Annotated in this window: 11 protein-coding genes (1 of these 11 cut by a window edge); 3 read left to right on the top strand and 8 right to left on the bottom strand. The window is 68.6% G+C overall.

Annotated elements, in window-relative coordinates; genetic code table 11:
• From ACYVKL_RS16815 to ACYVKL_RS16845, 7 genes are all read right to left on the bottom strand, one after another.
• On the bottom strand, positions 1-12,842 hold the 5' end (the start) of the coding sequence (locus ACYVKL_RS16815; protein WP_379164379.1) for a non-ribosomal peptide synthase/polyketide synthase. The gene continues 31,237 nt to the left of window position 1, outside the view; 12,842 of the gene's 44,079 nt are visible here — the first part of the coding sequence; its start codon is at positions 12,840-12,842; the stop codon falls past the left edge of the window.
• A 299-nt stretch (positions 12,843-13,141) separates the two neighbouring features.
• Positions 13,142-13,900 (bottom strand): precorrin-4 C(11)-methyltransferase, encoded by a 759-nt coding sequence (cobM, locus tag ACYVKL_RS16820; RefSeq protein WP_379164382.1) that lies wholly within the window; start codon positions 13,898-13,900, stop codon positions 13,142-13,144.
• A gap of 22 nt (positions 13,901-13,922) precedes the next feature.
• Complete coding sequence (locus ACYVKL_RS16825) at positions 13,923-14,282, bottom strand: DoxX family protein (protein ID WP_357190635.1); 360 nt, start codon at positions 14,280-14,282, stop codon at positions 13,923-13,925.
• Positions 14,279-14,887 (bottom strand): TetR/AcrR family transcriptional regulator, encoded by a 609-nt coding sequence (locus ACYVKL_RS16830; protein ID WP_379164385.1) that lies wholly within the window; start codon positions 14,885-14,887, stop codon positions 14,279-14,281. The genes ACYVKL_RS16825 and ACYVKL_RS16830 overlap by 4 nt, the downstream gene beginning before the upstream one ends.
• Before the next feature lie 43 nt (positions 14,888-14,930).
• Entirely contained in the window at positions 14,931-15,356 is a 426-nt protein-coding gene (locus tag ACYVKL_RS16835; RefSeq protein ID WP_213559268.1) for a PPOX class F420-dependent oxidoreductase, read from the bottom strand.
• Between the two features lie 18 nt (positions 15,357-15,374).
• Positions 15,375-16,010: a LuxR C-terminal-related transcriptional regulator gene (locus ACYVKL_RS16840; RefSeq protein WP_213560835.1), complete on the bottom strand. Its 636-nt coding sequence runs from the start codon at positions 16,008-16,010 to the stop codon at positions 15,375-15,377.
• A 19-nt stretch (positions 16,011-16,029) separates the two neighbouring features.
• The gene (locus tag ACYVKL_RS16845) at positions 16,030-17,184 is read right to left on the bottom strand and encodes a sensor histidine kinase (protein ID WP_379164389.1); all 1,155 of its coding nucleotides are present in this window, start codon (positions 17,182-17,184) and stop codon (positions 16,030-16,032) included.
• A gap of 129 nt (positions 17,185-17,313) precedes the next feature.
• Here ACYVKL_RS16845 and ACYVKL_RS16850 point away from each other — a divergent pair, with 129 nt between their 5' ends.
• From ACYVKL_RS16850 to ACYVKL_RS16860, 3 genes are all read left to right on the top strand, one after another.
• Positions 17,314-18,363, top strand: a complete 1,050-nt coding sequence (locus ACYVKL_RS16850; RefSeq protein ID WP_379164392.1) for an ABC transporter permease — start codon at positions 17,314-17,316, stop codon at positions 18,361-18,363.
• 35 nt (positions 18,364-18,398) lie between these two features.
• A complete protein-coding gene (locus ACYVKL_RS16855) occupies positions 18,399-19,124 on the top strand; it encodes an ABC transporter ATP-binding protein (RefSeq protein WP_379164395.1) in 726 nt (241 codons plus the stop codon).
• A 63-nt stretch (positions 19,125-19,187) separates the two neighbouring features.
• On the top strand, positions 19,188-20,639 hold the full coding sequence (locus tag ACYVKL_RS16860) for an HNH endonuclease signature motif containing protein (protein WP_379164398.1): 1,452 nt from the start codon (positions 19,188-19,190) through the stop codon (positions 20,637-20,639).
• Positions 20,640-21,065: 426 nt separating this feature from the next.
• Here the strand turns inward: ACYVKL_RS16860 and ACYVKL_RS16865 are convergent, their stop codons facing one another.
• Positions 21,066-22,034, bottom strand: a complete 969-nt coding sequence (locus ACYVKL_RS16865; protein ID WP_379164401.1) for a helix-turn-helix transcriptional regulator — start codon at positions 22,032-22,034, stop codon at positions 21,066-21,068.
• Between the last annotated feature and the right edge of the window lie 82 nt (positions 22,035-22,116).

Genomic DNA, 22,116 nt, shown 5'->3' on the forward strand with positions numbered 1-22,116 from the left:
AAGAGGGCGCGCAGCGGGATGTCTGCGTCGAGCGCCGCGGACAGGCGCGCGATCACCTGGGTGGCGATCAGCGAGTTGCCGCCGAGCTCGAAGAAGTCGTCGTCCAGGCCGACCCGGTCCAGGCCGAGCACGTCGGCGATGACGCCGGCGACCGTCTGCTGCACCGGGGTGGCCGGGGCGCGGAAGACCTGGGCGGCGAAGGTCGGGGCGGGCAGCTGCTTGCGGTCCAGCTTGCCGGAGGCGTTGAGCGGGAAGGCGTCCAGCACCATGAAGGCGGCCGGGACCATGTAGGCCGGAAGCTGCTCGGAGAGCACGTCCTTCACGGCGTCGAGGTCGAGGTGACCGTCGGCGGCGATCAGGTAGGCGACCAGCTGATCACCGGTGCGCTCGTCGTGGCGGACCACGACCACGGCCTGCGCGACCGCGGACAGCGCGGTCAGCGCCGACTCGATCTCGCCGAGCTCGATGCGCAGACCGCGCAGCTTCACCTGGAAGTCGGTGCGGCCCAGGTATTCCAGCTCGCCGTTGCCGGTCCAGGTGACGAGGTCACCGGTGCGGTACATGCGCGCGCCGGCGCCGAAGGGGTTGGCCACGAAGCGATCCGCGGTCAGGTCGGGGCGAGCCACATAGCCGGTGGCCAGCTGGTCACCCGCGAGATAGAGCTCACCCGCGACACCCACCGGAACCGGGTTCAGACGCGCGTCGAGGACGTACACCTGGGTGTTGAAGACCGGCGCGCCGATCGGCACCGAGGCGATGTCGGCGTCGACGACCTCGTGGAAGGTGACGTCGACCGCGGCCTCGGTCGGGCCGTACAGGTTGTGCAGGCGAGCGCCGGTGAGCCGGCGCAGCTTCTGCGCGGTCGGCGCGGGCAGGCCCTCACCGGAGGCGAAGACATTGGTCAGGCTGACGCAGTCGGCGGCGGCCGGCTCGGCCACGAAGACCGCCAGCATGGACGGCACGAAGTGGGTGACGGTCACGCCCTCGCGGACGATGATCTCGGCCAGGTACGCGGGGTCGCGGTGGCCGTCCGGCTTGGCGACCACCAGGCGCGCGCCGACCTGCAAGGGCCAGAAGAACTCCCACACCGACACGTCGAAGGTGGCCGGAGTCTTCTGCAGCACCACGTCGTAGGCGGCCAGGCCGTACTGGGCGTGCATCCACACCAGGCGGTTGACGATGGCCGCGTGGCTCACCGCCACACCCTTGGGGCGGCCGGTGGAGCCGGACGTGAAGATCACGTAGGCGGTGTTGCCCGGGCGCAGCGGCGCGAGGCGCTCGACATCGGTGACCGGGCTGTCGTCGAACGCCGACAGGTCCAGCTCGTCGATCCGAACCTGGCGGGCCTCGACACCTTCCAGGTCGTCACCCGAGGTGAGCACGCAGACCGGCTGCGCGGTCTCGAGGATGTACTGGGTGCGCTCGGCCGGGTGATCCGGGTCCAGCGGCACGTACGCGCCACCGGCGACGGCCACGGCATACATGCCCGCCACCAAGTCGACGGAGCGGCGCATGCCCAGCGCCACAAAGGATTCCGGTCCGACGCCCTCCGCGATGAGCCAGCGCGCCAGCTTGCGCACACGAGCCGCGAACTCGACGTAGGACAGACTTGTCCCCTCGAACGTGACCGCGGTCGCGTCCGGAGTCAGCGCGACCTGCGCCTCGAACAGCGAAACCAACGTCGCCGCAGCGCCTTCGGAGATCTCCGGCAGGGCGGTGTCCAGCTCGAACGCGGTCTCGTTCCAGCCGACCAGCAGCTGACGGCGCTCGGCCTCGCTCAGCAGCTCGACATCGCCGACCAGCTGGGCCGGGTCAGCGGCCACGGCGGTGAGCATGGCGACGAAGCGCTGCGCGAACACGTCGGCGTAGGCGGCGTCGAAAAGGTCTGTCGCGTAGACGAGTTCGGCGTCCATCGCCGCGGTGTCCATTTCGCGGCTCGCCGCGGCACCGTCGACGACCTCACTGAGGGTCATCTGCAGATCGAACTTGGCCGACTGCTGATCGATGGCCAGCTCGGCCACGCTCAAGCCCGGTAGCTCCAGCGAGGCCCGGCCCAGGTTCTGGAACGACAGCATCACCTGGAACAACGGGTGCCGCGCCTGCGAGCGGGCCGGGTTGAGCACCTCGACGAGGCGTTCGAACGGCACGTCCGCGTGGGCGAAGGCCTGCAGGTCGCGCTCGCGCACGGTCTTCAGCAGGTCGGTGAAGCTCGCGCCGGTGTCCACCGGCGACCGCAGCACCAGGGTGTTGACGAACATGCCGACCAGGTCGTCGAGCGCCTGCTCGCCACGGCCCGCGACCGGGATGCCGACCGCGATGTCATCGGTACCGCTGAGGCGGGCCAGCAGCGCGGCGAAAGCGCTGTGCACCACCATGAACAGGGTGGTGCCGTTGGCCTGCGCCACCCGGTTCAGCCCGGCGATCAGCTCGCCCGGCACCTGGAAGCGATGGGTGCCCGCGTCGTAGGTGGCCACGGCCGGGCGCGGGGTGGTGGACAGGCGCAGCTCGTCCGGCAGCCCGGACAGCGTGTCGCGCCAGTAGTCCAGCTGCTCGGTGATGAGCGAGCGCGGATCCTCTTCCGAGCCCAGGGTTTCGCGCTGCCACAGCGCGTAATCCGCGTACTGCACCGGCAATTCGGTCCAACCCGGGGTCTCGCCCTGGCTACGCGCGATGTAGGCGGTCATCAGGTCGCGCACCAGCGGCGTCATGGAGAAGCCGTCGGCGGCGATGTGGTGGGCCACCAGGACCAGCACGTGCTCGTCGGCCGCCAGGCGGTAGGCGCGCAGGCGCACCGCCGTCTCGGTGGTGACGTCGAAGCCCTGCGCCGCGAACGCGTAGACCGCGGCGAACAGCTCGCCCTCGGTCACGTCCATGACCTCGAGCTCGGGGATGGCGCGGCCGGTGGGCAGCACCTTCTGATAGGCGACGCCCTCGTGGGAGGGGTACAGGGTGCGCAGCGACTCGTGGCGCGCCATCACGTCGGCGATCGCGCCGCGCATGGCGTCGAGATCCAGTGCGCCGGTGAGCCGGACGGCCGCCGGGATGTTGTTGGCGGCCGATTCGGGATCGAACCGGTTGAGGAACCACATGCGCTGCTGCGCGAGCGATAGCGGCGGGTATTCGGGACGGGTGCGGACCGTGAGCGCCTGGCGCACACCGGTTCCCGCGTGCGACTCCACCCGCGCGGCCAGCGCGGCCACGGTCGGGGCCTCGAACAGCACGCGCACGCCGATCTCGGCGTTCAGCGCGGCCGACAGGCGGGCCACCACCTGGGTGGCGACCAGCGAGTTGCCGCCCAGCTCGAAGAAGTCGTCGTCCACGCCGACGCGCTCGGGGCCGTTCTCCGTGCCGGAGATGCCGAGCAGGTCGGCGAAGATCTGCGCGATGATCTCCTCGATCGGGGTCGAGGGGGCGCGGAAACGCTTGGCCTCGAACACCGGAGCGGGCAGCGCCCGGCGATCCAGCTTGCCGGAGGCGTTGACCGGGAAGGCGTCCAGCACCACGAGCGCGGCCGGAACCATGTAGGCCGGCAGCGAGGCGCTCAGCGCGGCCTTCACGCCGTCGACGTCGACCACGGCGTCGGTCTCGCGGACGACGTAGCCCACGAGCTGATCGCCCGCGTGCGCGTCGGTGCGGACCACCACGACGGACTGCGCGATGGTCGGCTGCGCCAGCAGCGCCGCCTCGATCTCGCCCAGCTCGATGCGCAGACCGCGCAACTTCACCTGGAAGTCGGTGCGGCCCAAGTAGTTCAGTTCACCCTCGGCGGTCCAGGAGACCAGGTCGCCGGTGCGGTACATGCGGTCGCCGGAGACGAACGGGTTCGCCACGAAACGGTCCGCGGACAGGTCCGGACGGCCCAGGTAACCGCGTGCGAGCTGATCGCCCGCGAGATAGAGCTCACCCGCGACACCCGGCGCGACCGGGTGCAGGCGGGCGTCGAGGACGTAGGTCTCGGTGTTCCACACCGGGCGGCCGATCGGCACGAAGACGGTGTCGGTGTCGACGACCTCGTGATAGGTCACGTCGACGGCCGCCTCGGTCGGGCCGTACAGGTTGTGCAGCCGCGCACCGGTCAGCTCGCGCAGCTTCTGCGCGGTCGGCGCGGGCAGCGCCTCACCGGAGGCGAAGACCTGCCGCAGCCGCGGTGCGGCGGTGGCGGAATCGCCGCTGTCGGTGCCGAGGGTGGCGACGAAGACCGACAGCATCGACGGCACGAAGTGCGCGGTGGTGATGCCGGTTTCCGCGATGACGTGGGCCAGGTACACCGGATCGCGGTGGCCGTCGGGCTTGGCGACCACCAGGCGCGCGCCGGTCTGCAAGGGCCAGAAGAACTCCCACACCGACACGTCGAAGGTGGCCGGAGTCTTCTGCAGCACCGCGTCGTTCGCGTCGATCGGGTACTCGTGCTGCATCCACAGCAGGCGGTTCACGATCGCGCCGTGCTCGACGGCCACACCCTTGGGGCGACCGGTCGAACCGGAGGTGAAGATGACGTAGGCGGTGTGCTCGGGCCGGATCGCCTGTCCCCGTTCGGCATCCGTGATCGGAGCTGCGGAGTAGGCGTCCAGGTTCAGGGTGTCGACTTCGAGCACCGGCACGTTGCGGCCGGTCACGAAGTCGTCGCGGCCGGTGGTCAGGATGGCGACCGGGCGCGCGGTGTCGAGCACGTAGTCGATGCGCTCCATCGGCTGGTCCGGGTCCAGCGGCACGTACGCGCCGCCGGCCTCCAGCACGGCGTACATGGCCACGACCAGATCCAGCGAACGCCGGATCGCCAGGGCCACGGGCGATTCCGCGGTGACGCCCTGCGCGATGAGCTTGCGGGCCAGCTTGTGCACCCGCGCCGAGAACTCGGCGTAGGACAGAGCTGTCCCCTCGAATTCCACGGCAGGCGCATCGGGGCTGGTCAGAGCCTGCGCCTCGAACAGCGAGACCAGGGTCGCGTCAGTGCCTTCGGGCAGCGCCGGCAGCACCGACGACAGGTTGAACGCGGTGTCGTTCCAGCCGTCCAGCACCTGATCACGCTCACCGGCGACCAGCAGATCGATATCGCCGAGCGGCCGATCCGGTTGCGCGACAACGGCTTCCAGGATCAGATCCAGTCGCCGCGCGAACGCCTCGATGGTGGACTCGTCGAACAGGTCCAGCGCGTAGGAGATCTCGGCGGACATGCCGGCGTTCTCGCCGTGGTCGTCCTGCGCCTCCTGCAGGGTCAGCTGCAGGTCGAACTTGGCCAGGCGGGCGTCGTAGTCGATGCCGTTGACCGAGAGGCCGGGCAGCTCCAGGCTGGCCTGCCGGGTGTTCTGGAAGGTCAACATGACCTGGAACAACGGGTGGCGGGCCTGCGAACGGGCCGGGTTGATGACCTCGACCAGGCGCTCGAACGGCACGTCGGCGTGCGCGAAGGCATGCAGGTCGGTGTCGCGGGAGCGGGCCAGCAGGTCGGCGAAGGTCTCGCTGCCGTCCACCTCGGTGCGCAGCACCAGGGTGTTGACGAACATGCCGATCAGGTCGTCGAGAGCGGCCTCACCGCGGCCGTGCACCGGGGTGCCGATCGCGATGTCGGAGGTGCCCGACAGCCGGGCCAGCAGCACGGCCAGTGCGGAATGCATGACCATGAACAGCGAGGCATTGTGCCGGCGGCCCAGATCCACCAGCGCCTGCTGGGTTTCCGCGGAGATGGCGAACGGGTAGGTGCCACCCTGGTAGCTGGCCACGGCCGGACGCTGCCGGTCCGCGGGGAGCACCAGCTCGTCGGGCAGGTCGGCCAGCGCGTCGGTCCAGTAGCGGATCTGCTTGGAGATCAACGCGTCCGGATCGTCCTCGGAGCCGAGCACCTCGCGCTGCCACAGCGCGTAGTCGGCGTACTGCACGGGCAGTTCCGCCCAGGCCGGGGCCTCCCACGAGGTGCGGGCGGCGTAGGCCACCATCACGTCGCGGGCCAGCGGGCCCATCGACCAGCCGTCGGCGCTGATGTGGTGGACCACCATGCCGAGGATGTACTCGGTGTCGCTGATCTCGAAAAGCGCCGCGTGCAAAGGCACTTCGTCGGTCACGTCGAAGGCCATGGTGGCCAGCTCGACCAGGTGGTCGATCAGATTCGACTCGGTGACCGGCACCGGCGTCAGGTCCGGCACGATCTGCGCGGCGTCGAGCACCCGCTGCACCGGGCCGTGCGCGGTCTCCGGGAAAACGGTGCGCAGCGACTCGTGGCGGTCGATGACATCGATGACCGCGACCTGCAGGGCCGCGATGTCCAGCTCACCGGAGAGCCGGATGGCGACCGGGATGTTGTTGACCGCCGAGGCGGTGTCGAAGCGGTTGAGGAACCACATGCGCTGCTGCGCAAGGGAAAGCGGAACCTCGTTCGGGCGCTCGCGCGCCACCAGGGCCTTGCGGCCGCCGTCGCCGACATGCGATTCCACGCGGGCCGCCAGGGCCTCCACGGTGGCCGCCTCGAACAGCATGCGCACCGGCACGCGGGTGTCCAGGGCGGTGCCCAGGCGGGTCGCCACCTGGGTCGCGATCAGCGAGTTGCCGCCCAGCTCGAAGAAGTCGTCGTCGACGCCGACGCGGGCGATGCCCAGCACCTCGCCGAAGATCTGGGCGATGATCTCCTCGATCGGCGTGGTCGGCGCACGGAATTCGCGCACCTCGAACCGCGGCGTCGGCAGCGCCTTGCGATCCAGCTTGCCGGAGGCGTTGAGCGGGAACGCGTCGAGCACCATGATCGAGCCCGGCACCATGTACGCGGGCAGGGTGCGCTGCAGCGAGGTCTTGACCCCGTCCAGGTCCACCGGGCCGCCGGCCACGATGTAGGCGACCAGCTGATCGCCGGCCACCGTGTCGATGACCAGCACCACGGCCTGCTGCACCTTGGGGTGATCCAGCAGCGCGGTCTCGATCTCACCGAGCTCGATGCGCTGACCGCGGAACTTCACCTGGAAGTCGGTGCGGCCGATGTAGTCGATGACGCCCGGGTCGTTGTGGTTCCAGCGCACCAGGTCACCGGTGCGGTAGAGCCGCGAGCCCGGCTCGCCGTAGGGGTTGGCGACGAAACGCTCGGCGCTCAGGTCCGGGCGGCCGAAGTAGCCGCGCGCCACCTGCACACCGCCGAGGTACAGCTCACCCGGAACGCCCGCGGGCACCGGGCGCAGGCCCTCGTCGAGCACGTAGGTCTGGGCGTTCCACACCGGGCGGCCGATCGGCACCGAGGTGACCACCGGCGCGTCGATGGCGGCGGCGGTGGCGTGCACGGTGAACTCGGTCGGGCCGTACAGGTTGTGCACGGCCGCGGTGGAGAAGCGGCGGAACGCGGTCACCGTGGCGGGCGGCAGCGCCTCACCGGCGACCAGAACCGCACGCAGGGACAGGCATTCGGATGCCGAGGCGGTCGAGGCGAACACGCTCAGCATGGACGGCACGAACGAGGTCATGGTGACCCGGTGCCGCCCGATGACCTCCGAGAGGTACATCGGGTCGCGGTGACCGTCCGGCGCGGCGATGACCTGCTGCGCGCCGACCGCCAGCGAACCGAACAGCTCCCACACCGAGACGTCGAAGGTGACCGGCGTCTTCTGCAGGATCACATCGGTGTCGTCGATGTCGTATTCGCCGGTGATCCAGGCGATCTGGTTGAGCACCGCGGCGTGCGGGATGGCCACGCCCTTGGGGCGGCCGGTCGAGCCGGAGGTGAACAGCACGTAGGCGGCATTGGCCGGACGCAACGGCGCGAGCCGGTCGGCGTCGGTGACCGGGGCATCGCTGTACTCGTCGAGATCCAGCGAATCCAGCTGCAGCACCGGGCAATCCGCGGATTCCACGGCATCGTCGACGGTGGTGAGCAGCACCACCGGCTCGGCGGTGCGCAACACGTAATCGGTGCGCTCGGCCGGGTGGTCCGGATCGATCGGCACGTAGCCGCCGCCCGCGGTGAGCGTGGCGTAGATGGCGACCAGCATGTCCACCGAGCGGCGGATACCCACCGCCACCAGGGACTCCGGGCCGACACCCTCGTCGATCAGCTTGCGCGCCAGGCGGTTCACCCGCGCGGCGAACTCCGCGTAGGTCAGCTCCTCGGCGGGGCCGAACATGCTGCCGCTGCGCTCACCCGGATCGAAGATCAGGGCGGTGGCGTACGGCCGGATCCGGACCTGCTCCTCGAACAGGTCGAGAACCGTTGCCGCGCCGGAGATCTCCCGCGCGGTGCGGTTCCACTCGTGCACGACCGTGTCGCGCTCACCGGCGTCGAGGACGTCGATATCGCGCACCACGGTGTCCGGAGCGGAGACCGCGGTCTCGAGCACGCGCAGGAAACGCTGCCCGAATTCGGTGACGGTGGCGGCGTCGAACAGATCGGTGGCGTAGGACAGCACCGCCGACAGTCCGGCGGGCTCACCGCCCAGCCCGCGCTGCTCGGTCAGCGTCCACTGCAGATCGAACTTGGCGATGTCGACCTCGAGCTCGTCCGCGGAGACGGTGAGGCCGGGCAGCTCCATGGAGCCGTGCGACATCTCCTGGAACGACAGCATGACCTGGAACAACGGGTGCCGGGCCTGCGAACGGGTCGGGTTGAGCACCTCGACCAGCCGCTCGAAGGGGACATCGGTGTTGGCGAAGGCCGCCAGGTCGGACTCGCGGGTGCGGGCCAGGAAATCGGTGAAGCTCTGCGCCCCGTCCACTTCCGAGCGCAGCACCAGCGTGTTGACGAACATGCCGATCAGGTCGTCGAGCGCCTGCTCACCACGACCGGCGACCGGGGTGCCGATGGCGATGTCGCTGGTACCCGACAGACGGGCCAGCAGCACGGCCAGCGCGCTGTGCATCACCATGAACAGCGAGACACCCTGCGCGCGAGCCAATCCCGCCAGCCGCACGTGCAGCTCGGCCGGGATCTCGAAGGTGACGCGGGAGCCGTGGAAGCTCTGCACCGGCGGGCGCGGGCGATCCGCGGGCAGGTCCAGCTGGTCCGGCAGACCGGCCAGAGCGCTACGCCAGTAGTCGTTCTGGCGCGCGGCCATGGAGTCGGCGTCGGATTCCGAGCCGAGCAGCTCGCGCTGCCAGATGCTGAAGTCCTGGTACTGCACCGGCAGCGGCGCCCACGCGGGCTCCTGGCCGCCGACGCGGGCCAGGTAGGCGGCGGTCATGTCCCGCGAGAGCGGGCCGAACGAGAAGCCGTCCGCCGCGATGTGGTGCACCACGAACGCGACCGCGAGATCCACCTCGCCGGCGTCGGGCGCGGCGTGGCGGCCCGAACCGGCGACCCGGTACACCCGCACGCGGATCGGCAGCTGGGTGGAGACATCGAAGCCGGCGGAAGCGAATTCCGCGAGCGCCGAACGCAATTCGGTCTCGGCGAGGTCGTGCACCTCGATGCCGAGATCCACCTCGTCCATCGGCAGCACCTGCTGGAAGCCGCCGTCACCGGACTCGGGGAAGATGGTGCGGAGCGACTCCTGGCGGGCGACCACGTCGGTCAGCGCCAGCTGCAACGCCTCGATGTCGACCTGCCCGCGCAACCGCACCACGAACGGCAGGTTGTAGGTCGGGACGTTCGGGTCGAACTGGTTGAGGAACCACATCCGCTGCTGCGCCAGCGACAGCGGCACCCGCTCCGGACGCGGCTGCGCCACCAGCGGCGGCCGCGAAACATCGGACGGGCCGGCGGCTTCCACGCGCGCGGCCAGACCGGCCACGGTCGGGGTCTCGAACAGTGCGCGCACACCCAGGCGGGTGCTGAACGCGGCCGAGATGCGGGCCACCACCTGAGTGGCGACCAGCGAGTTGCCGCCCAGATCGAAGAAGTTGTCGTCGACACCGACCCGGTCGTGACCGAGCACGTCGGCGAACACGCCCGCCACGATCTCCTCGGCGGCGGTGCGCGGGGCGCGGTAACCGGCGGCGTCCGCGCTGAACACCGGATCCGGCAGGGCCTTGCGGTCCAGCTTGCCGGAGGTGTTGAGCGGGAAGGCCTCCAGCACCATGATCGAGGCCGGGACCATGTAGGTCGGCAGCTTCTCGGCGGCGAAACGGGTCAGCTCGGCCGGGTCGATGGACTGGCCGGGAACCGGGACCACGTAGGCGACCAACTGCTGACCGGTGGCGGTGTCCATCACCAGAACGGCGGCCTGGCTGACCGTCGGATGCGCCAGCAGGTCGGTCTCGATCTCGCCGAGCTCGATGCGCTGACCGCGGAACTTCACCTGGAAGTCGGTACGGCCGATGTACTCCAGAGCACCGGAGTCGTTCCAGCGCACCAGGTCACCGGTGCGGTACATGCGCTCGCCGGTGGCCGACAGCGGGTTCGCGACGAAGCGATCCGAGGTCAGATCCGGGCGACCCTTGTAGCCGCGCGCCAGCTGACGGCCCGCCAGATAGAGCTCACCCGAGGCGCCGATGGCGGCCGGCCGCAAGCGCGAATCCAGAACGTAGACTTCGACATTCCACTCGGGCACACCGATCGGCACCGTGACGGTGTCGGCGGCGGTGTTCTCCCAGTAGGTGACCGAGACCGCGGCCTCGGTGGGGCCGTACAGGTTGTGCAGTCCGGCCGAGGTGATCTCGCGGAAGCCCGCGCCGGTCTCCGGCGGCAGCGCCTCACCGATCACGAAAACGTACTTCAGCGAGGCGCACTGGGCGCGGGTGGCGTGCGCGACGAAGACCGTCAGCATCGACGGCACGAAGTCGGTCACCGTGACGCCGTGGCGCTCGATCATCTCCGCCACGTACAGCGGATCCCGGTGGCCGTCGGGCGTGGCGACCAGCAGCTTCGCGCCGACCAGCAGCGGCATGAAGTAGCCCCACAGCGACACGTCGAAGGTGGTGGCGGTCTTCTGCAGGTAGACATCGTCTTCGGACATCGGATACTCGTCGAGCATCCACAGTTCCTGGTTGACGATGGCGTGGTGGGTGACCGCGACGCCCTTGGGGCGGCCGGTCGAACCCGAGGTGTAGATGACGTAGGCGGTGTTGTCCGGGCGCAGCGGCGCCAGCCGGTCCGCGTCGGTCACCGGTTCGGCGGAGTAGGCCGACACGTCGAGCGTGTCGATCTCCAAGCGCCGCACGGACTCCGGCAGCTCGAGCTCGTCGCGCGCGGTGGTCAGCACACAGACCGGTGCCGCGGACTCGAGGATGTAGGCGGTGCGGTCGGCCGGGTGGTCCGGGTCGATCGGCACGTACGCGCCACCGGCGCGCAGCACCGCGTGCATGCCCACGACCAGCTCCAGCGAGCGGCGCATGCCCAGGGCGACAAGCGATTCCGGGCCGACGCCGTCGGCGATGAGGAAGCGGGCCAGGCGGTTCACGCGCTCGCCGAACTCGGCGTAGGTGAGCTGCTCGCCCTCGAACTCGACGGCGACATTCTCCGGTGTCAGCGGGATCTGGCGGTCCAGCAGCTCCGGCAGCGTGGTGACCGGCACGTCGTGCGCCGACTCGTTCCACTCCAGCAGGGTGCGGGTGCGCTCGGCCGCGGTGGTGATGGGCAGACCCCAGACGGGCTGCTCCGCCCCCGCCGCCAGGAAGCGGTCGAAGAACTCCAGGAACCGGGAGTGGTGGCTCTCGGTCTCGGCCTCGGAGTACAGGTTCGGGTTGGTCTCGAAGTCGATGTGGTTCCGGGTGCCCTTCACCGACTGGTAGAAGTTGACGCCCAGGTCCTCGATGGAACCGGTGGACAGCACGCTGTATTCACCGGTGATGTCGCCGAGCACGACCTCGTTGTGGAACAACATGATGTTGACCCACGGACCGAAGAACTGCGAGCCCACCTCGCCACCGGAGAAATCACCGGAGGAGCTGTCGCGCTTGATGTCCTCGGCGCGGTAGCGCTGGTGACGCAGAGCGCCGGAGACGGCCACCGTCACCTGCGCGAGCAGATCGGTCACCGTCGAGTCGTGGCCGACCTGCAGGCGCAGCGGCACGATGTTCGAGGCCGCGCCACCGGAGCGGCGCATGATCGCGGTGGTGCGCGCGGTCACGGGGAGGCTGAGGACGACGTCCTGACTGCCGGTCCACTGCGCGAGGTAGGCGGCGAAACCGGCGATCAGCAGTCCCGCGGGCGAGGACTCGTGGCGGGCCACGGCCTGGTCCAGCAGCGAGGTCTGGTCCTCGGTGAGCGCGGCCGTGGCGATCCGGTTGATCGCCGCCGGCGGCGCGGAACGTCCGGCCAGGGTGGTGCCGTCCTCGACCCCGGCGATCCGCTCGGCCCAGTACTCCTTGTCGGCCTTGAAGCGGCTGGAGTCGCGGTAGGCGAACTCCTGCTCGACCAGGGTGGGCAGGTCGGTCAGCTTGTGCGGCGGGGGCTCGACGCCATTGACGAACGCGGTGTAGACCTCGGCGACCCGGGTCATGTAGGTCACCGCGCCCAGACCATCCAGCACGATGTGGTGGATGCGCGCATACCAGTAGTAATGGCCGTCGGCCAGTTTCAGCATGCAGGTGCGGATGAGGCGGTCGCGGGTGATTTCCAGGGGCGCGCTGTAGTCGGCGCGCATCCAGGCGTGGGCGGCGGCGGCCGGATCGGCCTCGGCGCTCAGATCGACGTGGTAGATGGTGCGGTCCAGCGAGTGGTCCACCATCTGCATGGGCTCGCCGTCACGCTCGACGATGCGCAGGAAGCCGGATCCGAACTCTTCCGAGCCGCGCACCATCGCGTCTTCGAGCAACGCGAGGTCGAGTTCCCCGCGCAGCTCGACGTACTGAGCGATATTGATCGGAACCTGCGGGTCCAGATGCTGGGCATACCAGATGCCGAGCTGCGCCGGCGACAGCGGAAAAAGTTCGCCCGACCCCGGTGCGATTTCGCTGCCAGCTTCGCCGATGCCGCCGAAATCCAGCCGGTCCAACCCAAACCTCGCTTCCGGAACACCACATCTCGCAGCATCCCCGCCGAAAACCCGAACAGGACGCCAGCGCTGTGGTCAGCGTGGCGTCCGGTGTTAGGGGCTCACTTCACCGTCATTGAGACTCCCTGGGGTATCCCCCCAGCCGGCCGATCTTGTTACATGGGCGCGACCACGCCCCCCGGCCATTGCCGGGTCACAGACACAATCTTGGTGACGGACACTCGGTCCAATCTACCGCCAGCGCGCAAGCCACAATCAGAAAGGGCCATAGCCGTTGACTATCGTGCCATTTCGCGCAATCAGCCAGTGATATGTGACCTATCTCGACCAGGGTCGTACAGGTGAGACTGGGCGCAATCGATGCTTTCGGCCAGCGCCCGGCCGACCAGAATCACCGCCGCCTGCCGCAGCCCGGCCGCTTCGACCCGGTCCGCGATATCGGCCAGGGTGCCGCGCAGCACCTGCTGTTCGGGCTGGGTCGCCCGGTAGACGACGGCCGCCGGGCAGTCCGCGCCGTAGTCGGGGACCAGCTCCTGCGCCAGCGTCCGGATGCGGGTGATGGCGAGGTGCAGGATCAGGGTGGCCCGAGTGCGGGCGAAGTTGGCCAGCGACTCCGATTCGGGCATGGCCGTCGAGCGCGCGTGGGTCCGGGTCAGCACCACCGACTGCACCTGTTCGGGCACCGTGAGCTCCGCGCCCAGCAGCGCCGCGGCCGCCGCGTAGGCCGGGACCCCGGGCGTCACGTCCCACGGGATGCCCAGCGCGTCCAGCCGCCGCTTCTGCTCGGTGAGCGCCGAATATATGGAGGGATCCCCCGAGCACAGCCGCGCGACGTCCTTGCCCTCGGCGTGCGCCCGGGCACAGTGCGCGACGATCTCGTCGAGATCGAGTTTCTGAGTGTCGATCAGTTCGGCCTCCGGCGCGCAGTGGGCCAGCACCTCCGGATCCAGATACGTTCCCGCGTACAGGCACATCGGTGACCGGCGCAGCAGTTCTACCGCGCGGACGGTCAGCAGATCAGCCGCCCCCGGCCCGGCCCCGATGAAGTGCACTGTCATCGGGCGAGTCTCGCACACCCGGTCAGGCGAACCGGCCGGCCGCCACCAGCACGGCCACCACGAACAGCACCACGTTGGACAGTGATCGCCCGTACTCACCGCGCCGCACGTGCGTGACGAACCCGCCGACCATCACCACGGCCAGCCCCACCGCCGCGATCGGGGTCAGCACCTTCGCGATTCCGGTGGCCCACGGCAGCACCACCCCGAGCCCGCCCAGGATCTCCACCGCCCCGATCCCCCGCACCGCGTTCTGCGACATATCGTCCACCCACGGCATTCCGCCGCGCAGCTTGTCCTTCCCGATCGCCGCCTTGGCGACGCCGCCGAGCACGAACGATGCCGCGAGCACGATCTGCCCGATCCACAGCCAGGTGTTCACAGGTCTTTCTCCTTCTCGTATATCCAGCTCGCGGCAACGGAATCCGCGACCCGATCGATGAGCGCCGGGTCGCCCTGCCCACCGAGCATGGTGAGCCAGAGGAAGACCGGTCCCGCGAATTGCGCGTGCGCCCAAGCCAAATCCGGCAGCTCGGCCAGATCCCCGCGTTCGAGCGCACGCTCGGCCACCGCCCGGATGAGCTCGCGCTCGGGCAGCAGGCAGACGTCCTCGAACACCGTCTGCAGTGTTCCGTCGCGCATCAGATCCGCCATCAGCTCGGGCAGCACAGCGCGCACCCGGGGATTCGCCATCCGCTCGACGAAGTCCGCCGCGACCTCGCGCAGATCCCCGCGCAGACTTCCGGTGTCGCGGTACTCGCGCGGTCGCAGGTCCCCGATCAGATGATGCAGTGCGAGTGCTGCTTTCGACGGCCAGCGCCGATACAGCGCGGCCTTGCCGACCCCGGCCCGCGTCGCCACGTCCTGCACGCGCAACCCGGCGTAGCCCACCTCGGCGAGCAAGGCGACGGTCGCTTCCCGGACGGCCAGATCGGTCCCGGCCGACATCGGCCGGCCGGGCCGCGCACCCTCGGATACGGAACTCACGGTTCCGAATCTATAACGGAACCTGCGGTTCCGCAATTAGTTCTCAGCCGCTGACCTTGAAATCGGTGATGACCTTGGTCGGGCGCAGCCGTACGACGAGTTCGCCTGGGACGCCATTGCGCTTGCCGAACTCCTCGGCGCGGTCCGCACCCATGTAGCGGGCGGCGATGTCGGTGGCGGTGCGGATCAGGTCGGCGGGATCCTCGGAGACCTCGGTCACGCCCTGCACCTGAACGAAAGAGTATGGGGGCTCGGCTACGTCGACGCAAAGGGTGACGCGCCCGTCGCGGAGGATCGAGCGGCCCTTGGCCGTGTGCTTGCCGGTGTTGAAGACGATCTCGTCGCCCTCGAGGACGAACCAGATCGGGGCGACCAGGGGACGGCCGTCGGCGGCCACGAAGGCCAGCTTGCCGGTGCGGGTGCCCTCGGTGAGGAAATCGCGGACGCGCTGATCGGACAGTGAGGCCATGGGCGACACCGTACGACCTCAGATGGCCCCGCGCTCGCGAGCCCTGGCCACGGCGGAGGTTCGGGATTTCACGCCGAGCTTCGAATAGATGTGCACCAGGTGGGATTTGACGGTGGTCTCGGAAAGGAACAGGCGCTTGCCGATCTCGCGGTTCGAGTGGCCGTCGGCGACCAGGCGCAGCACCTCGATCTCGCGAGGGCTCAGGGTGGTGTCGGGTTTGCGGACCCGGGTCATCAGGCGGGAGGCGACCGACGGGGACAGCACGCTCTCGCCGTCGGCCGCCGAGCGGACCGCGGCCAGCAGTTCGGCGGGCGGGGTGTCCTTGAGGATGTAGCCGACCGCGCCCGCCTCGATGGCGCCGAGGATGTCGGCGTCGGTGTCGTAGTTGGTGACCACCAGCACGTTCGGCGGATTCGGCAGGCCGCGCAGGGCGGCGGTGGCGTCCGCGCCCGACTTGCCCGGACCGAAGCGCAGGTCCATCAGGACCAGGTCGACGGCGGTGGTGGAACAGAAGGCCACGGACTCCTCGGCGGTGGCCACCTCGCCCACGACTTCGATGTCATCGGAATCGGTTTCGGTGACGGAGGAGTCGAGCAGGGCGCGCAGGCCGGCACGGACGATGGCGTGGTCGTCGGCGAGCAGGATGCGGATCATCCGCGCTCCGCGTGACGTGTCATTGGTCCTCCAGGGGGAAGTAGACGGTGACCGCGGTGTGCCCGGGCTCGGATTCGACGTCCATGGTGCCGCCCTGCTGTTCCACCCGGCTGCGCATGGCGTTCAAACCGAAGCTGCCGGACGGGGATTCGGCCAGCACGGCGGGGTCGATGCCGACGCCGTCGTCGACGACGTCCAGGTGCACGGCGTCATCGGCGTAGGTGAGGGTGACCCGCATCCGGTGCGCCTGCGCGTGCCGCACCACATTCGACACCGCGCCCTGGGTGATGCGCACCAGGGCGGCCTCGATGGGCATGGGCAGCGCCTGCGGATCGCCTTCGACGAGGACCTGGGCGTCGAGCCCGGGCGCGGCGGCCCGCTCGGTGATCCGGTTGAGCGCACCCGCGAGGGACTGGCCTTCCAGCGGGGCGGGAGTGAGTTCCGCGATCAGCTGGCGGGTTTCGACGAGACTGTCGGCGGCGGTCTCGCGGGCCAGCCGAATCCGTTCCAGCGCCGGATGATCGGGGGCGGCGCGCTCGACGGCGTGCAGCAACAGCTGAATACTGCTCAGCCCCTGCGCGACCGTGTCGTGGATCTCCTGTGCCAGCCGTTCCCGCTCGGCCATCTTGCCCGCGGTGCGTTCCTTGTCGGCGAGAGTCTCTCGAGTGGCGAGCAATTCGTCGATGAGCCGCTGCCGTTCGGCGGCCTCCCGGAACAGCGCCCCGTAGCCGAGCCCGATGGCGACCGCGACCAGCGCGCCCAGCAGCGGCCCGATCACGCCCGCGACTGTCCAACCCCGATGCGCCGCGAACCCGACCACGGCGACCACTGTGGCAGCGGTCACCGCCACCACACCCCAATAACGCGGCAGCAGATGCAGATAGAGGAAGAACAGGCCGAAGACCAGATATACGGCCAGGGGCGCGACGAACACCAGCCCCAGCCACAGCAGGGTCAACGCCGCCAGCCAGACCCGCGCTCCCACCAGGTTCCGGCGGAACCGGCCGCCGGTGAAGTAGACGCCCAGGAAGACCCCCGCGAGCACGACCACCAGCGCCTGATGCGCCCCGGAGACGACCTCCTGCACCGCCACCACCACGGTCAACGCCACGACCAGCACATGCAGACCGAGCTGCAGCGCGGAGAAAACGGGCGTCAAGGGTGACCGATGCACGCGACCAGCTTATGCCCGGCAATTGCCCCGGCATCCATCGAAAGTAGGAAACGCCGCCGTGCCGTTGGCGGACCGGGATTCGTTCCGCGGCGCGATGGCCGGAGCGGCTTTCCTCGACAAAGTGTAAGTATGTTCGTCGCATTCAGAGATCTGCGGGCGGCCCGCGGCCGCTTCCTCCTCATCACCTTGGTGGTCACGCTGGTCGCGCTGCTGGTCAGCTTTCTCAGCGGCCTGACCGCCGGCCTGGCGCACCAGAACATCTCCGCCATCGAGGCGCTGAAGACCGACACCGTGGTCTTCTCCGACACCGGCTCGGCGCCGTCCTTCGACGCCTCCACGCTGACCTCGGAACAGGTCCAGACCTGGGAGCAGACGGGCGGCACCGTCGACCCGATCGGCATCAGCCGCACCCGCGCGACCGTCAACGGCGAGTCGCCCACCCAGGTGGCACTGTTCGGCGTCCAGGGCACCCCCTTCGGCAAGCGCGTGGCTACCGAGCCGGGCACGGTCATCCTGTCCAAGGCGGCGGCCAAGAACCTGAAGGCCTCGACCGGTGACGCGGTCGAGCTGGGTTCGTCCCGCTACAACGTGGCGGGCGTGACCGACGACGACTGGTACGCGCACACCCCCGTGGTGTGGATGACCCTGTCGGATTGGCAGGCGCTCAACCCGCATGCGGGAGCCGCCACCATCCTCGCCGTCTCCGGCGTGAGCGACGAGAAGGCCGTCAACGCCACCGCGCACACCACCACGACCAGCAGCAAGGACTCCTTGTCCGCGATGGCCTCCTACAAGGCCGAGAACGGGTCGCTGACCCTGATGACGGTCATGCTGTTCGCCATCTCGGCCCTGGTGATCGGTGCGTTCTTCACGGTGTGGACGGTGCAGCGCCAGCCGGACATCGCGACCTTGAAGGCTTTGGGCGCGACCACCGGTTCACTGATCCGGGACGCGTTGAGCCAGGCCCTGATCGTGCTGCTGCTCGGTGTCGGCGTGGGCGTCGGAATCACCGTCATGGCAGGCCTGTTCATGGGCGGCGCGGTGCCCTTCGTCCTCAGCCTGAGCACGACCCTGTTCCCGGCCGCCGCGCTGATCGCCCTCGGCCTGCTGGGCGCCGCCTTCGCCCTGCGCTTCCTCGTCACCACCGATCCGCTGACCGCCCTCAACCAGGCCCGCTGATGACCACAATCCCCTTGTCTCCCAGGAGCATCGCGATGACCAACGCACTCACCGTCTCCGACCTGACCCTCACCTTCCCGGACGGCGCGGACCGCATCACCGCGCTCGACCACGTGAACCTGCACGTGCGCGGCGGCGAGATCGCCGCCATCACGGGGCCGTCGGGCTCCGGCAAGTCCACGCTGCTGGCGACCGTGTCCACACTGCTGCGGCCGGACTCGGGGCGCGTGGAGCTCGAAACCGATTCGGGGACCGTGAATCTCGCCGAACTGAGCCGCCGGGACGCGGCGACGCTGCGACGCAACTCGATCGGGATCGTGTTCCAGCAGTCCAATCTGGTGCCGGCATTGACCACGATCGAGCAGCTCGAGGCCATGGCGCATCTGGGGCAGAGCTGGTTCGTGTCGCCGAGTAAGCGGCGTGAGGTTCGGGCCCGGGCACGGGATCTGCTGCATGCGGTGGGATTGACCGGGCACGAGAACAAGCGGCCCGCGCAGCTTTCGGGTGGCCAGCGGCAGCGGGTCAACATCGCTCGGGCGCTGATGAATGATCCGTCGCTGCTGGTGATCGACGAACCGACCAGTGCGTTGGATCAGGAGCGTGGGGCGGCGATCATCAATTTGATCACCGGAATCGTGCGGGAGCACGGGGCGGCGACGCTGCTGGTTACGCATGATCTTTCGCATTTGGATCAGATGGACAGCGTTTATCGGATGGTGGATGGTGTTCTTACGCAACAGAAAGCAGCTCTTGCTGCGTGAATTATCAAGGGAGAACGGACATTTCGGGTTCCCACGGTGATTGAACGGGCGTAGAATTAGCACATGGATTCGAATGGGGTGACACTCGACGACTGCGGTATCGCTGAACTGGCGGCCGCGGTCTCGACCCTTTCGAACTCCGTTCAGAACGCGACGATGGACCAGTTCTCCGATGAGGATGTCGTGGCGTTGATGCAGCAGCTCGAAGCCTGCAAAAGGCAGCTGGCTGCATTGGATACGCGGCTGATCATCGAAGCCGGAGAGCGTTCGCTGCACGCGCGTTCCGGGGCCGGGAAGATGGTGCCGTTCCTGCGGCACACCCTCGGACTTTCGCGGTACGACGCGGCCCTGCGTGTGAAGGTGACCCATCACTGCGGAGAGTTCTTCGAGCCCTCAGGGCACTTGCGTCCGGCGACTTTGCCGGTGATGGCGGAAGCCTTTTCTGCTGGGGATATTTCGCGGGATCACGTGCGCAACATCATGGACGTGATGGACCACCTCCCGACCGACATCCCTGCCGAAGCACGCGCAGAAGCCGAGGAAATTCTCGTCGGCTACTCGCGTGAAGGCTGGCCGGATGATCTGCCCAAGATCGGGCGCGACATCCTCGCCCGCCTGGATCCGAACGGGAAGGTGGTTTCCGATGCCGACCGTCGCCGTCGGCGCGGGATCACCCTGTGCCGCCCCGGCGTGGATGGCATGTCCCGGATCGAAGGATGGATCACCCCGGAACTGCGGGCGTGCCTGGATGCGGTGTTCGCGAAGCTCGCTCGGCCGGGCATGTGCAACGTCGAGGACCCGGAAAGCCCTTCTGCCTCTGGTGGATTCATCGCCGACAGCGTTCTCGATGCTGCCGCGCGCCGTGACCGTCGTGATGCCGGGCAGCGCACCCACGACGCCATGCTCGCCCTGATGCAGCCGGGCGTGAACATGCGCGCACTCGGCATGCACCGGGGCCTGCCCGTCGAGGTCGTGCTCACCATGAGCCTCACCGACCTCGAGAACGGCACCGGGGTGGCCACCACCAACACCGGCACCCAGATCTCCATCAACGAAGCGCTGAAGATGGCCGAAGGGACCCACCCGGTGATCGCGGTCCTCGACGGGGACGGGATGCCGCTGTACCTGCAGCGGTCCCGCCGCACCGCGAACCGGGCCCAACGCCTCGCACTGATTGCACGAGACAGGGGATGTACCCGTCCGGGTTGTGAACAACCCGCTTCGATGTGCGCCGCACACCACGTCAATGATTGGGCCAAAGGCGGTCCCACCGATATCAACAACCTGACCTTGGCGTGCGATCACTGCCACGCGCTCGTCAACGATGGGCCCGATGGGTGGAAAACCGTTGTCATGGACAAGGACTCACCCCATCGAGGCCGAACGGGGTGGATTGCACCGAAGAGTATTGATCCCACCGGCACGCCACGAGTCAACGATCGTCATCACGTGGGGCAGTCGATCGCCGCTGCCATCGATTCCAGTTCACGAAAGTGGCGATCACGGGCTGCATGAAACCGAGCTGCTCGTGTGCTGCTGGCGTGCGCAAAACTACATAGAGTGTGGTCGCCTCGCCTGCCCTACCGCACCTGGGCTGACGCCAAGCCGGGAGCCGTGACCCGCCGATCCCGGCCCACGGACTGCACGGATCACCTTCTCGAGACACAAGCCCAAAGACTCAAAGACTCGAGGAGCGGGACGACCCCAACCCCTCTCTCCCAGCACACCTCACAGTGCGTGTACCTCGACAACTTCAGAGTGCTTGTACCCCACACCGGGCCGATCCACGGCCGAGCCGCAATGAGGCTGGAAGGTGAGCGAGCCTCCCAACCGGGCCAGCCCCTCTCCCTTCTCCGGGCGTCTTTTATCTTTAGTCCTCTTTATCTTTTGGTCCTTTGGCTCTTGGTCTTTTGGCTCTTGGTTTGTTTGGCTTTTGCTCTCTCAGCTCTTATCCCGCAAAGCCCGCCCCGCACGATCCCGGATCTTCTCAAACGCCTCAACCAACTCAGCAGGTCCACGCACATTCATCTCAACCCCCAACTCCAGCAACCGATGCGCCACCCACTCGGGCAGATCATCCCGCCGCATATCGAGCACACAAGCATCAGCCCCACGCGGCACCACATCCCCCGCCCCCTCCCCCAGCCGCCCGATCACCGCCTCGGCAGGAGCCTCGATCTCCACCAGAAAATGCAAAGACGGCGTACCCCAATCCGTCCGAGCACCAGCCACATACGCCGCCGGATCAGCAGCAGGAAGCTCCCGCCGCCCGAACCGAGCCCCAGTCGCCTGAACCCGCCGAACCCTGTCCACCCGAAAACTCCGCCAATCCCCACGGTCGACATCGAACGCAACCAGATACCAACGATGCCGATACGGAACCAGCCCAACCGGCTCGACATTGCGCCGAGTCTCCGCACCATCCGCTGCCTCATACGCGAACCGAACCCGCTCGGTATTGGTGATAGCCGCGGCCAGCGCCGTAAGCAGTTCCGGATCCACCGGATTCGCACCCGCGCCAGGCGCGATGGTCGCAGCCCCCAGCACCCGCACGCGCCGCCGCAGCTTGGCAGGCAACACCTGCTCGAGCTTGGCCAGCGCCCGAACCGAGGCCTCCTCGATCCCCGAGATCGCGGAGCCCGCCGCCGCCCGCAGACCGACGGCAATGGCCACCGCCTCCTCGTCGTCGACCAGCAGCGGCGGCATGGCAGCCCCGGCGACCAGCCGATAACCGCCGGTCGCCCCCATGGTGGCCTCGACCGGATACCCGAGATCCCGCAGCCGGTCCACGTCCCGGCGCACGGTCCGGTCCGTGACACCGAGCCGATCGGCCAATTCGCTACCGGGCCATTCACGCGGGGTCTGCAGCAGAGACAGCAACCGCAGCAGCCGCGCCGACGTATCGCTCATGTCACCATCCTCCCTCAGAAGTAGGACCGAAATGGTCCTATATGACTCCTAACTTGGTCCTCAGATCGTTCGACGAGACCAC

It is taken from the genome of Nocardia tengchongensis (assembly GCF_054781395.1).